Annotated in this window: 9 protein-coding genes and 1 pseudogene; 9 read left to right on the top strand and 1 reads right to left on the bottom strand. The window is 24.8% G+C overall.

The window, feature by feature from the left end:
• Positions 1-167 (bottom strand): IS66 family insertion sequence element accessory protein TnpA (gene tnpA, locus C7U55_RS14300; protein ID WP_396130014.1); only part of this gene is annotated, 167 nt, incomplete at its 3' end.
• Between the two features lie 160 nt (positions 168-327).
• On the opposite strand from tnpA, the gene C7U55_RS12860 reads away from it, so the two are divergent.
• The 9 genes and pseudogenes from C7U55_RS12860 to C7U55_RS12820 all read left to right on the top strand — a co-directional run.
• Positions 328-2,241, top strand: a complete 1,914-nt coding sequence (locus tag C7U55_RS12860) for a P-loop NTPase fold protein (RefSeq protein ID WP_162297461.1) — start codon at positions 328-330, stop codon at positions 2,239-2,241.
• Positions 2,242-2,546: 305 nt separating this feature from the next.
• Positions 2,547-4,760 carry a hypothetical protein gene (locus C7U55_RS12855; protein ID WP_162297460.1) on the top strand — a complete coding sequence of 738 codons (2,214 nt, stop codon included), beginning with the start codon at positions 2,547-2,549 and terminating at the stop codon, positions 4,758-4,760.
• The gene (locus C7U55_RS12850) at positions 4,729-5,589 is read left to right on the top strand and encodes a hypothetical protein (protein ID WP_106988891.1); all 861 of its coding nucleotides are present in this window, start codon (positions 4,729-4,731) and stop codon (positions 5,587-5,589) included. Before C7U55_RS12855 ends, C7U55_RS12850 begins: the two co-directional genes overlap by 32 nt.
• A 185-nt stretch (positions 5,590-5,774) precedes the next feature.
• A complete protein-coding gene (locus C7U55_RS12845; RefSeq protein WP_106988890.1) occupies positions 5,775-6,794 on the top strand; it encodes a hypothetical protein in 1,020 nt (339 codons plus the stop codon).
• A gap of 183 nt (positions 6,795-6,977) precedes the next feature.
• The gene (locus C7U55_RS12840) at positions 6,978-8,135 is read left to right on the top strand and encodes a hypothetical protein (protein WP_106988889.1); all 1,158 of its coding nucleotides are present in this window, start codon (positions 6,978-6,980) and stop codon (positions 8,133-8,135) included.
• Positions 8,136-8,222: 87 nt separating this feature from the next.
• A complete protein-coding gene (locus C7U55_RS12835; protein WP_106988888.1) occupies positions 8,223-10,724 on the top strand; it encodes a Spaf_1101 family AAA-like ATPase in 2,502 nt (833 codons plus the stop codon).
• A gap of 163 nt (positions 10,725-10,887) precedes the next feature.
• On the top strand, positions 10,888-11,388 hold the full coding sequence (locus tag C7U55_RS12830) for a MarR family winged helix-turn-helix transcriptional regulator (RefSeq protein WP_106988887.1): 501 nt from the start codon (positions 10,888-10,890) through the stop codon (positions 11,386-11,388).
• A gap of 8 nt (positions 11,389-11,396) precedes the next feature.
• A complete protein-coding gene (locus tag C7U55_RS12825; RefSeq protein ID WP_162297459.1) occupies positions 11,397-13,337 on the top strand; it encodes an NAD(P)/FAD-dependent oxidoreductase in 1,941 nt (646 codons plus the stop codon).
• 431 nt (positions 13,338-13,768) lie between these two features.
• Positions 13,769-13,965, top strand: a pseudogene (locus tag C7U55_RS12820) (hypothetical protein); the annotation flags it as partial.

The following is a 13,965-nucleotide window of genomic DNA, read 5'->3' as shown; positions in this document are numbered from 1 at the left end:
TCACATAAAATATTTCTGATTTTTTGTTGATAATTATAATAAGTCGACGGCTTGATATTGTTTTTGTCACAGAAATCTTTGACAGATAAACCACTTTCCTTGCATTCTTTGATTTTAAAATACCAAAATTTATATTTTTCATTTTCGGTAAGTTCCTGTACTGTCATATAGTCTCTCTTCCTTTCCATATAGTTTTTGGAGAATATAAAAACTACAATATAGTTTATGGAGTCTCCACATTCTATATTGTAGTTCTTAAAATTCTATATTTTTATCCACTATTTTATTTGGCGCTTACGTTATAATACGTTACTTATGATTTTATTTATGATTGAGTTTTTAGTTGTATATTGTTTATTAGATTATGAAGCTAATAAACAATATACATACAACTTTAATCATCAAAATAAAATGTCAAGTTTTACAGAGCAAACTGTTATAGGAAGAGAAAAATTGACAAATAGCCAAAGGGATAGCTATGATCAATTAGTGGCGCTTATTAATGATAGAAAAAGTACAGATAGCTTTAATATAGGATTAATAGGTGATTGGGGTAGTGGTAAAACAAGTATCACAGATACACTTATCTATGAATTAGAAAAAGAAAATAAATATTTTTTCTTAAAGATATCTGCTTTAACATTCAACGAAACAGGAAATATTATTGAATATGTAAAAAACTTCTTTGGAAATTTATTTAAAAGATATGAAATAGATTATTATTTTGGTGATTCAAATGTTGCTTTTTTAGGCTCGCTTGCAATGCTTAATAATAGTACTAAATCTATGAAAGAAATAGTGGAGAGTATTAAGGGAAATAGTTTTGTTGATCTCGAAAAAGAAAGAATTTTATTTAATGATCAAGTGAGAAGATTATTAGAAGCTTCTAAAAGAAAAAATATTATCTTGATAATTGATGATATGGATCGAACGTATCACAAAGAAAATATTATTAAATTATTAAGTGAATTTTCTTCTATCAATGGCTTAATAACCATTGTTTCACTTAATAAAGAATTAAATAAAAAAGAAGAAGGACAAGAGTACAATGAATTAGATAAGTATATTCATATAATAATTCATCATAAAGACAGAAAAATATTCAGCCATCAGTTATTGACACAACAAATATTGGAATCTTATGATCGTATAACAAAGAAAGATAATTGTTTTCTTTCCATTAATGGATATAATCAGTATTCATTGTATGATTTGATTCACAGCTTTGATTCAAAAGTTGTTATAAAACCGGTTATTAGTGAAGATACAAATTACAATATGATGCTAGAAATTTTTTATGGAAATTTAAAATTGAACAATTTAGGATTTGAGGAATATATTGAAAACTGTGTATTAGAGGCTATTTTGAATACAAAAGAATTTAAAGGAAAAAAAGAATTTAAGAATTGTAGTCTGGATGATTTAAATTTAAAATTCATGTCATTTTTAGAAATACTTTTATTGCTATATGAATACATAATTTCACCAAATGATTATATCAAGAATAATATTAGTAATTTGAATGAGTTATATAAATATATTACAGATATAAAGGTCTCAATTATAATAGATAGAAATTATTTTGGTAACATGAGAGAATTAAAATCAATTGTATTTTTTAATCAACAACCCACAGTTGATGATTTAATAAAAAATCATAATTATGAAGAATTAGCTAAAATAGTTAATTCAAAAATTAAAAGTATGTATTTTCTTGTATTAAATATGACGCAATTGATGGGATTTATCGATTATTTAGATAATGTAATAACTAATTATAGAACATCTAAGAGATTACTTGGAGAAGCAGAATTGTTGGATATTAACTTTTTAGAACATATAATTGATAAATGGAAGATGTCGAATTGTATCAACGATAAATTAAAAGAATTAGTATCTAAGTATACAGAACTAAAGCCTCTTCAAATATATGAAAGTTCTGTTATAAAATTTTTAGATAGCATTTTTGTTCATAAATTTATTTTTCAATTTAAAAATAGATTTCAAATTAAAAAATATGGTGATTGTAGGGTGTTTATTTATCATGGTGATAAGAGACATATTATTATTTTAGAAAATAAAAATTCAAATGGAACTGAAAAAATATTTATGGATATAACTGGAAGAATAATCGAATATAAAAATTTAATTTCTAAAGAGAAAGAAGAAATTAGAAAAAAGGAAGAGATCGTTTGGAGTGTTATGAATGTTAAATTACCAATAGAGAAACAACTAGGATAATATAAAAAGGGGATTTTTAGGTGAAAAGGATTAATGGGAAAGGAAGAAAATTAATAAGTAATTTAAAGTTTAATTTAAAAAAATTAACTTATGAAAATAGAATTAGATTTGAAAGAATACAAGAAAATTTAACATTTAAGAAAAGTATTATAAAAATAGTAAGGAACTCATTGATTAAAAATATTATATTCATTTTATTTTTGATAATACTTGATCGATTGTTTGTGTCAAAAAAAGTATTCTTAATTTTACCTTATAATTTTCATTATTTACAATTATGGTTTAATAATATAAATAAAATTATCATGAGTAATATAAGTATTTTTTCAGAAATTTTATCAGTAATTGTAGGGGCTGCAGGCGTATTTTTAGGACTTTATTGTTCAAATATTATGTCAATGTATTCAGAAAAATATGCTAATGCTACACAAAATATCTCACGGGTATATGAAAATGATATTTTAACTAATAAATGTATAAAAATGATTACAGATTATATTTTATTTTCTATCATTATTTTGTTTTTGTTGGTTATTCAAGTAAAAATTGGTTTTTTAATTTTACTTATAACAATTTTCAAAGGATTAGAAATAATAGTGTCATTTGGATTTATGAGTCGTAGAACTTATCAGTTTTCTGACACATATTATATTACAAATAGTGTATTTGGTGAATTGTATAAAATACTAGATCATCTTAAAAAAGATAAATATTTTTTTAATGATAAAAATTTTCAATATTATTATAGAAATTCAGCAAAAAAGAAACTAGAAGTTTTAATGGAAATTAATGAGTTTAATTTGAATAAAACAAGTGATAATCTATCTAATAATATTATAAACTTCATGCAACATGTTTTTTACTTTCTTAATGATTATTGGAAAGTAAAAAAGAGAATACCAGATGATTCTTATTGGTATGATGATAAAGTTTTTTATAAAAGATGGTATAAATCATCAGACAATGAAATTATATTAGCATTAAATACTGGTACTATGGTACCTCATGAAACTATAAGGAATCATTTATGGATTGAAGAAATTTTAATGGGAATAATAGATAAGTCCTTTAGTTATTTAGTATCAAATAATGATTATTTGAACGTTTTAAAATGGATAGGATTTGTCAAAAATATTTCAACAAATGCAATAGAAGTGGGCGATTTTGATTTCTATGTTGATTATTTATATAAAATTCAAAAAAGTATTCAAAATGATTTTGTTCCAAAGGTATATCCTGTTGAAATAAAAATGGCTTTTGCAGAATACGTGATCGTTAATTATTTGAATTTCTTAGTAGAAGTAAGAAAATATGTTGAAAATGAAGAAAATTTCTTACATGATATAAAATCATTTGAAAAAAGCAATGGGAAACCATTAAATCAATATTATAGACATTTAGATATTAGGAAATTTTATGATAATATAGCAACAGAAATAAAAATAGAAGGTAAACGAATTACACCAGAGTGGTATATAAATCAAGCACTTGCAAAACATTGTTACGATGATTTAATTAATATTTATAAAAAAATAGATGTTATTGTAAATGAGTATATTACTGGTTTTGTTGACAGTTTATTTGAGCAAAATGATAATGCTGGAGCGGTCATTGCAATTGCAAAATATAATGAAATACTTTCAAAACTTTATTATGCAGAAAATAGTTTGAAAAAAAGATTAGAAGGGCTCTTAATTTTTTATAATGATAAAAATACTGTTTGGCAAGAGATGCCCCAAATGGATATATATAATAAATTTAAATCTACATATAATAAAATATTTCCAAAATGGTGTAGGAGTACAATTCATTTTGTAAAGGAAAATTGGAATTCTTATAATGAGTATCCAGATGTTTTAGGAGCTTGTTATATGTATCTTTGTGAATTATTAATCGAAACAATTGAAACAGAAGAGTTTGAGGTTTTTAAAGAAAACTATGAAAATCTATTCGATATAATGCTACTTTATTATGAATATTGTAAACAAGAATTGTATCCTATTACAAATAGTTCACAAAATATACAAACAATTTCATTGCGTACTAATCCAATCGTTGAATTTGGAATGATCTCTGGATATGCCTATTTATGGGGAGAACTATCAAACGATAGTCGATGGAAAGATTTAGTATTAAGTTGTACAAATAACAAAATTGTTAAAGGAAATTATATTGGCAATATGTGTCAAATTTTACAAACTGTATCTGATAGTTTTCCTTTTATACGCAGTCATGATATTTTACACAATCAATGGATTAGAAGAATGAACATTATGTTTGAAGAAAAAGGAAAAATATCATGGAAAGAAAGTCATTTCCGCTATGAATATGATGGAGATAGTATACTTTTAAAATTAGTCTTAAATAATAAAGAAAATAGCGATTTTTTGAAGTATAAAGCGTATGAAATTTATGCTGTAGCTGTTTTAAATAGATTTTTATCTGTAGATAAGAAGTATCATGCTCGTGATAGGTGGGAGAAAGAATATGAAAAGAAAAGCAGTAAAAATACGTTCTAACCAAAACTATATAAATGATGATTCTTATAAAAATATGGGCATGTATACTATGATGTTTTATGAAGATTTTTGTAGAGCTTTTTCGATTGATTTAAATTTAAAAGAAAATGGGAATAGTTTTTATAAAATTGATTCTAAAAATCAAAAATTAATTCAATTATTAGAACAAGATGACTATATGTTTTTAAGTGATAATTTAGATAAATTGTTAGCAGATAATATTTCTGATTTATTGTTGTATGGTAATGCAAATATTGAAGTAATAAAAATATTTGATAAGGAGAATAAATTGGTTAAATTATTTTTTAAACCGTTTGGAAGTGTTTTTAATTTGAACATAGGAAATTATGAGTATTGTTTTTTTAAAATGAGCATAAAAAAAATAAACAAAAATGACGTTATATGTTTCAAATTAAAAGATTTTGGATATGGTAGATACTATTTTAAAAGGATATTTAAAAAGCTTAATAAAATAGATCCGTTATTAGAATTTGATAATAATAATTTAACAGAAGAAACTATCAATAAGATCGATTTTAGTTTATTAAAGATTGGACATAAACTAGGATGGAATGGGAGAAAAAATAGCAATAAATATTTAAGTGAACCGTATATGTTGTACTTGAGAATCCAATTTCTTAAAAATAAAGAAAAGTGGCTAAAAATACTATTAAAAAAGTACAATAAAAAGTTAATATCTTTAGGAGAAAAATATGGATTTACTGGTGAAATTGAATATAAGCAAATTGCAACGAATTTAGATGATCTATATGAGCAATTTGAACAGGGTATAATTGATACTAAACAATTTTATGAAAAAATGTATTAGTATTTTAAATAATTAAAAGTAAGACGGTATTTTTTTGTTTAATCAATTTATTTATAATACCATAATATTTAGAAAATATATATTTATTTTTTTATTTAAACCACAAAATATAGGTGTCTAATGAATGCTAGAAAATTAAAATATTTTTTAATATCTTATACTTATTAGTATAAGGAGAAAAAGATATGAGTAAACATAATAAGAAAAATTTGAGAAAAGATCAAAGAAATATTTTAGAAAAATTAAATTCTTATGGTTTTTTTGCAATACTTCCATTTTTAATTAATATTTTTCCGTTTTATAGTTGGTTAAAAAAATCATACTCAAAAGCTCTAGGTTTTAATAATATTATTATCAAACCACAAATATCTGCTGTATTTTTCAGTATAGTCTTTTATGGTGGAATGATTTTATATTGGATACTTATGATTAAATGTAAACCAAGAAAAGAATTGGAAGAAAGTAAAAAAATATGTATTATTGAATGTATTAGTTTTGCTGATTTTTTAGTGTTAATTATGATATATGCTATTTCTAGGCAAGCAAATTTAAATATCACCAATGATATATTCAAAATTATTGTATTTGTTTTCAAATTGATGCTAAATATAGGTGTCTATCTTCTTTTTAAAATATATGAACTATTAAAAAGTAAAACTCTTATAAAAAATAAGATTACAAAAATATTTTTAATAATCGAATTGCTAAATGTAATTTTATCAATTTTATTTTTTGAGAGTGTTTACTATACAATTTTTATTTATGTAGGGGCAGTTGTTCCGATAGCTTGGATTGCAATTTCATTATGTATTTTTAAAGATAATATAGAAGAGGATACTAAGGCTTCAAATAAGATAAAAGTTAAATTTATTGATTATAGGAAAAGTTTTAGTAATTATATACTGTTTGTTGCAATATTTGTTATAGCAGTATTTTTCTTTGTTAATGATTTTAATAATAATTTTTTAGGAAAAGGTATTGCAAGATCACAATATTCATTTGTGAAAATTGAAGCAAGTAAATACATTGCAGATTGTAATAAAGCAGATGGATATTTATTATTTGAAACAGATAATAATAAATATATATCAGTAGGGTACAAGACAAAAGAAAATCATTATATTAAATTGATGCATGATTATAGATATGTTGATATAAAAAATATGGAAGTTTCTGAAAGGTACTTTATGATTGATTTAAATTAAACAATTTATATAAAAATTCTGTTTATTAATTAAAATCTATATTATGAAATTGATATACTTTTAATGGACATTGAGTCACGTATAAGGACACTTCAGCAATAATAATAGATTATATTATAAAAACAAAATATAATGATTATATTAATGGAAAAATGTTTTTTTCTTTGATTAGAAGGAGAGATTATGGAAAGCTTTTTTAATGAAAATTTAGTGTTATTGTTCTTTTTTTCGGTTATAGCAATTTATAATTATTCAGATTTAAAAGAATATCAAAAAATTTGTATTATATATATTGCAGTTTATTCAATGGTTGTTTTAAATAAGATTGATTTTTTTACTAGTCTACTTTTTTTATTTATCTCATTATTTTGTTTTTTTGAAATATTTTCGAAAGATAGTCAAAAGTACAAAATACTTTTAAATCCTATTTATAAAATAATAGATTGCTTATATTTGTCTTTTGCACAATATGCTTTCCTTTTCATTGTTATTTCATTAGTACTGTTTGAGCTTTCTAATATAGTCTATATATTCAAATTTATATCAATTCTTATATTTATTTGGGGAGTAACAGTTACTTTACAACAAAAATTTGTTATTAATTCATTCACAGATATGTATAGAATATTTTCTGAATATCCTATCAATAGAGTAAAATTTAATAAAAAATTAGATGCAGCATGTCAAATTTTAATTTCAGTAGAAGATAGAAAATACTTTGAAAGAAAGGGTTATACATTTTTATCTTATGATTATATATCAAATGTTTTGAAGGAAAGAATACTTAGTACGGACGGTGGGAAAATACATATTATATTTGAATCAGGTAGAAACTTTTTTAAAAATGCTATCGATGAAAAAAGGGGCTATTCAACAATACCAATGCAGTTAATGAGATCAATCGGTATTAAAAGGGGATATAATTGTAAAATAAGAAGAAAGCTGTTTGAATTGATTTATTGTAAGATTTTTTTTAATGGGATTGAGAAAATGTTCAAAGAAGATAAGGTTGCACGTAGAGATAAAGTAAAAGAATATTATCTTTATATATATTTTCACAAAGTAAATACCTTTTTAGGAAATGCGTCATTTTCAAAATTTTTGAATGCTTTTGATATGCAATACAATGAAAAAAATAAAAAAGATATTTATGATTGTTCTAATGAAGGAATATTTATTGCATGTATGGGACTAAGCAAGCGGGCTAAAAAAATAAATGGAAATAATATAGATGTTTATTTGTCAAATATCGATAGAAATGTTGATATTAATCGAAATGAAGTACTTAAAATGGTATCTGAAATGATGAGTAAACCGTACAAGGGTAATTATTTAAAATAATAATCAAAGTAGTAACAAATGGATTTTGTTAAGAAAAAATCAATAATAAAATAAAAAAATTGAAAGATAAGGAAGAAAATAAGAATTATGACATATAAACCAGTAATAGAATATGATGCATATTATAAAATAAGTTTAGAAAAAGAACAATTTGGTCGTTTACGAAAAACATTAGTACATATACATACACCTATATCACATGATTATAGAATGCTATCTAAATGGAAAGTTAAGGATTTTAAAAATAGTACAACAGATGATTTGAAAAAAATATTAGTAAATTTAATTTGTGATAAAAATATTACCGAGGATGTACTTGACTTTGGAAAAGTATTTCACAAATATAGAAAATATTTTAGTAATGAAAAAGAATTAGTATCCTATGTTATTTTAGCGGCTAAAATTATTATCAATAATGTCGAGCAGGTAGTAGTTGCAGATCATAATACTATCGATGGGTGTAGAAAACTTGAAATTGCGATTGATATATATAAAGAAATGTATAACAATTCTTGTGTCTATCCTCATGTTATTTATGGTATTGAAATTTCTTGTGCAGACAAAATACATGTAGTTGGAATATTTGATAAAAAAAATAAAAATGTTATTCAAAATTATTTAGATAATATTATTATTGATAAAAAGTATGGCACATATGAAACGAGTTTAAGTGTTTTAAAAAAATTTAATATAGATTTTAAAGAGTTCGCATATATTGCACATGCAAATTCAGCAAATATCTTTAAAAAATCATATATGGCTAACGGATATAAGAATAAATTATTTGAATCGGGTTTTTTAACTTATATAGGTGTTTCAGATGAAATTCATAAAGACAAAATGGAAAAAATGTTAAGAAGCAATCTGAAAAGTAGTAATTTTCAGATTATTCTTGATAATGATGGTCACTTTATTGAGGAATTAGATTCAAAATTTTTATGGATTAATGGAGAAAAACTAGGAATTGATTTATTTAAGGAAGCAATGATAGATTTTGATATTTCTGTTTTTTTACATGAGAATGATGTGCAACAAAAAAACTATATAGAAGGTATTTATATAAAAAATATTTCAGATAGTTCTTTAGCTTTTTTAAAATCAAACGAAGAAGATTTTGTAATGAAATTTTCTCCTTCACTAAATTGTTTGATTGGAGGAAGGGGAACAGGAAAATCAACAGTTCTACAATTAATTGAATATGTATTTAATCAACATTGTGAAAATGATAAAAAACTAGAATTCATTTGTAGTCACGGAGCTATTTGTATTTTGTATTATTTAAACGGTAAAGAATACTTATTATCTATGAATATGCCTCAAAAATCTTCCTCAAAGCATATTTATCAATATTTTGACATGAATCCAAATGATAAGTATGGATATGTATATAGATATAATCAAAGCATAGATGAATTTGCATATAAAAATAATTTAAAGATATATGAAGTAAAGTTAGAAAACGGTATTCCTAAATTTAAAATTTGTAATAATAAAAAAGATGTTCTTCACAAGATGTTTAATGTTTCTTATGCGGTGAATGATTTAGTTAATACCGCAAGTGATAATAAAATCCAACAATTTATATTTTCTACAATGTTTGATAATCAAATAATAAAAAATCAAAAACATATGATAAGAAAAATAAATTATAGCGATTTAGAAAACATCTTAGTAAAATTGAACAATTATAAAGAAAAAAGAAAAAATGAAATTAGTGAAATAATTGATCCATTTAATAAAGAACAAGAAGGTTTATTAAGAATAACTTATAAGCAGACAAATAATTATAATGAACCTGATTTATATAGATGGATATTTGGAGACCGAAGTAAAAATAAAATGTTTAATGGCTATAGGATAACCAGGAAAGATATTATTAATTATTTATTATCTATTTTCGATAAAGAAGGACTATGTGAATTATTTAATATGCTCTATAATAGAAATATTGATATTAAAAAGTATTCTTTAAAAGAATATGCAAAAGATTTAAAAGCAAATAAGAATCTAGATTTTAAGGAAGTAGATAATTCTGCTGAAATAAGAATTTTAAATAGTGTATATAATGAATTTAAAAATATTAATTTGAATTTAATAAAAGAATATTTAATAGATTTCTTAAATGAAAATGAAGAATTATCTTTAGAATTTAATATTAATTCAAAAAATAGTTCTGCAAGTTTAAAAGAAACTTTTAAAGATGTTAAACATTTAAGCTTAGGTCAAAAAGTTGTTGCAATGTTAGATTTTATATTAGCCTATAGTGAGTATTCAAATGATTATAGACCGTTAATTATAGATCAGCCAGAAGACAATTTAGATAGTCAATATATTTATAAAAATTTAGTAAAGCAAATCAGAAGTGTGAAATCTAAAAGACAAATAATTATTGCAACACATAATGCAGCATTGGTTACAAATACATTATCAGAGCATGTTTGTGTTATGAAATCTGATGGAAATCATGGTTGGATTGAAGCTGAAGGGTACCCAGGAACAAAAAAAATAAAAAGGCATATTGTTAATTATATGGAGGGAGGAAAAGAATCTTTTAAGCATAAAATGAAATTATATGAGGAGATACTTTAAGCAGATAAAGATATAATAAAAGTGGAGATGTTTAAGAGAAAATTGCAAAATTACTTTATGATAAGTGATCTTATAAAATTGTAAAACTTATAAAATCTTTTTTGTTATCCTGTCTATAGGCAGGATTTTATTTATATGATAATATAATTACAAGGTGATAGAGATGTTAAATAGACAAAAGAATGATTATTATTTTAATATATTTTTAAATCTTGCACGTGCTATGTATATGCAATTGGAAAAAGATTGGGATAAGGAAGCTAAGTTATGTGGAATTTCTTATGCTCAACAACATGCTTTATGGTTATTACATGTACAAGATGGTTTGACTTTAGAAGAATTAGGAAATATTGCTATTTGGAATAAGAGTACAACTTCTGCTTTAATCAGTCGTTTAGAAAAAAAGGGACTTGTTGAAAAAAGAAAAGATGAAGGAAGTCGTTTGATTCGTATTTATTTAACTGAAGAAGGCTATAAAAAGATTGATGAAAGTACAAATACGAAGGAATGTATTGAATATATGGGGTTATTTAAGGATAAAGAGGAAGAGGATGTTGTTCGTGTTTTATCTTTAATGAAGGAACTAGTTGATGAAATTCATCAAGAAAAGAATCCTGATTTTAATACGTTTATTAATGAATATTCACAAAATTTATTAAAATAGTATTGTATGTGTTATGTGAAAGTGTTATTTTAAATATAAATTCGTTAGCGAATTTATATTTTTTTAATTTTATATTCGTTAACGAATATAAGGAGGGAAAAGGAATTAAATTATTTGAACCAATTAAAATTGGAAATGTAGAACTCAAAAATAGAGTTATCATGGCTCCTATAGAAAATGGAATGGCCGAAGTAGGAACAGGTGAAGTAACTGATCGTATCATCGCTTTCTTTGAAGAAAGAGCACAACATAATATTGCGATGATTATGCCAGGTTCTATTGGAGTATCACCAGAAGGAAGAGGTTTACCAACTCAATTATCATTATTTGATGAAAAACAAGTAGCTGGTCATAAAAGATTAGTAGATGCGGTTCATAGCAAAGGTTCTTTAGTGGCTGCTCAACTATATCATGCAGGTAGACAAGCAAGTGAAGCGATTACTGGGTTAGATCCATTAGCTCCTTCAGCAATTCCTTGTGGAATTTTACAAAATCATCCTAAAGAAATCACTCATGAACAAATGGACCGTATTAAAGAACAATTTAGACAAGCTGCAAGATGGTCTATTGAAGCAGGATATGATATTGTAGAAGTTCATTTTGCTCATGGATATTTATTACATTCATTTATGTCTACTCATACAAATCATAGAACAGATGAATATGGTGGAAGTTTTGAAAATAGAATTAAATATCCGATGGATGTTTTAAAAACTGTCATTGATGAAGTTAATGGAGAAGTCCCTGTACAAATTCGTGTAAGTGTTGATGAATATGTCGAAGATGGTATGAAATTTGAAGAAGTTAAAAAGGTTTGTCATTTAGCTAAAGAAATGGGTGTAGCTTCTATTTCTTTATCTGCAGGATGTTACGATGCTGTTGAATATGCAATTCAACCAATGTTTATTCCTCAAGGATTTATTATACCTTTTGCTAAAGAATTAAAAGCAGAAATTGATATTCCTGTTATTGTTGCAGCAAGATTAAATGATGCACATTTAATTGAAAACGTTGTTGAAAATGATGAAGCAGATATTGTAGCTATTGGTAGAGGTTTAATTGCTGATCCATTATTAATAGATAAAATTAAAGTGCATGATTATGATAATATTTGTTATTGTATTGCATGTAACCAAGGATGTATTGATCGTGTACTTGGAGGAATGCCTGCTCATTGTATGGTCAATCCTGTAGCTGGAGAAGAATTAACTTGTAAGTTAAAAGGAAAATCTGGTAAAAAAGTAGCAATTATTGGTGCTGATCCTGCTGGAATGGAAGCGGCAATTACAGCAGCTAAAAGAGGCATGAAAGTTACTGTTTATGAAAAAGATGAATTAGGTGGAAAATTTAAAGCATTATCTACACCACCTGAAAAAGATACATTTATGATGTTTGATCGTTACTTAGTGTCTCAAATGAAAAAATATAATATTGAAGTAATCAACAAAGAAGTAAAAGCTGATGATGAATTTGATGCTGATACAATTATTCTAGCAACTGGATCAAAACAAATTGTTCCACCAATTCAAGGAATTGATCAAGAATTTGTTTTACAAGCAGAAGATATATTAGAAAATCAAAAAAAATTAAAAGGAAATATTGTTGTTATTGGTGGAGGATTAGTAGGAACTGAAACTTGTAAGTATTTAGGAAATCAAGGAGCTCATGTTACATTAGTAGAAATGAAAGATAATATTGCTGATGGTATTGGCGCTACGTTTATTGGACATATGTTTGCTAAGCTTGCAGAATATCATGTAGATATTAAAACAAATGAAACAGTAAAACAAATTAAAAATCATGAAGTTGTTTTATCAAATACAACTATTCCATGTGATTATGTAATTATTGCTGCTGGATACAAAGCAAGAAATGAACTTGCTGAAGAATTATCTAAAAAATATGATGTAAGAGTTGTAGGAGATGTTTTTCACCTAGAAGAATTTTAGATGCTAGCAGAAACCTATAATATAGTCAATGAATTATAAAAATAATAATATAAAATGAACCATTCAAAATGATTGGTTCATTTTATTAGGTGTGCCAGGTATGGTACTAATTTAGTTGGAAATAAACTAATCACAGGTATTTACCGAACCAGAAGTCGTTATCAGTAATGACAAAGTGGCATGGTGGTTCTTTTGAGCTTGCAAACAGAAACTTGATACAAGGCTAAATGGTGGATGAGATTGTGTATTAGGTCAAAGTCCAATAAACGTAAAACCAAGACAGTAAATCAAGATATTGTGAAAGAAAATTAACTAAAAACTATTAATTAAAGAGAGTGTAAAATAAACTGTGTAAGTCAGGGGCGCGCGACCTGATGAACACAGTTTTTATTTTGTCTATGTTATAATTAGGAGGAAATGAGGATATGAACATGACTAGAAATAAACGTGACCCTAAAAAAGTTGCACTCGCGCAGGCAATCATTGATGCCTATAATCCAAACTCTGTTGAAGATATGAACGATGCTCTCAAAGATCTATTTGGGCCTTTATTTGAATCAATGCTTCAAGGTGAAATGAATAATCATCTTGGCTATGAATCCAATGATAAAGGTATCAAACAAACAGA

The organism is Faecalibacillus faecis (assembly GCF_003024675.1).
In the GTDB taxonomy this organism is placed as follows: domain Bacteria; phylum Bacillota_I; class Bacilli_A; order Erysipelotrichales; family Coprobacillaceae; genus Faecalibacillus; species Faecalibacillus faecis.
The sequence above is the reverse complement of the archived record's forward strand: the minus strand, read 5'-3'. Positions and strand labels throughout refer to the sequence as shown.

What these genes read in the sequence shown, in the direction of transcription:
- C7U55_RS12860 (WP_162297461.1), top strand. Translation starts at nt 328, where the DNA reads ATGATTGAGTTTTTAGTTGTATATTGTTTATTAGATTATGAAGCTAAT.
- C7U55_RS12855 (WP_162297460.1), top strand. Translation starts at nt 2,547, where the DNA reads ATGAGTAATATAAGTATTTTTTCAGAAATTTTATCAGTAATTGTAGGG.
- C7U55_RS12840 (WP_106988889.1), top strand. Translation starts at nt 6,978, where the DNA reads ATGGAAAGCTTTTTTAATGAAAATTTAGTGTTATTGTTCTTTTTTTCG.
- C7U55_RS12835 (WP_106988888.1), top strand. Translation starts at nt 8,223, where the DNA reads ATGACATATAAACCAGTAATAGAATATGATGCATATTATAAAATAAGT.
- C7U55_RS12845 (WP_106988890.1), top strand. Translation starts at nt 5,775, where the DNA reads ATGAGTAAACATAATAAGAAAAATTTGAGAAAAGATCAAAGAAATATT.
- C7U55_RS12830 (WP_106988887.1), top strand. Translation starts at nt 10,888, where the DNA reads ATGTTAAATAGACAAAAGAATGATTATTATTTTAATATATTTTTAAAT.
- C7U55_RS12850 (WP_106988891.1), top strand. Translation starts at nt 4,729, where the DNA reads ATGAAAAGAAAAGCAGTAAAAATACGTTCTAACCAAAACTATATAAAT.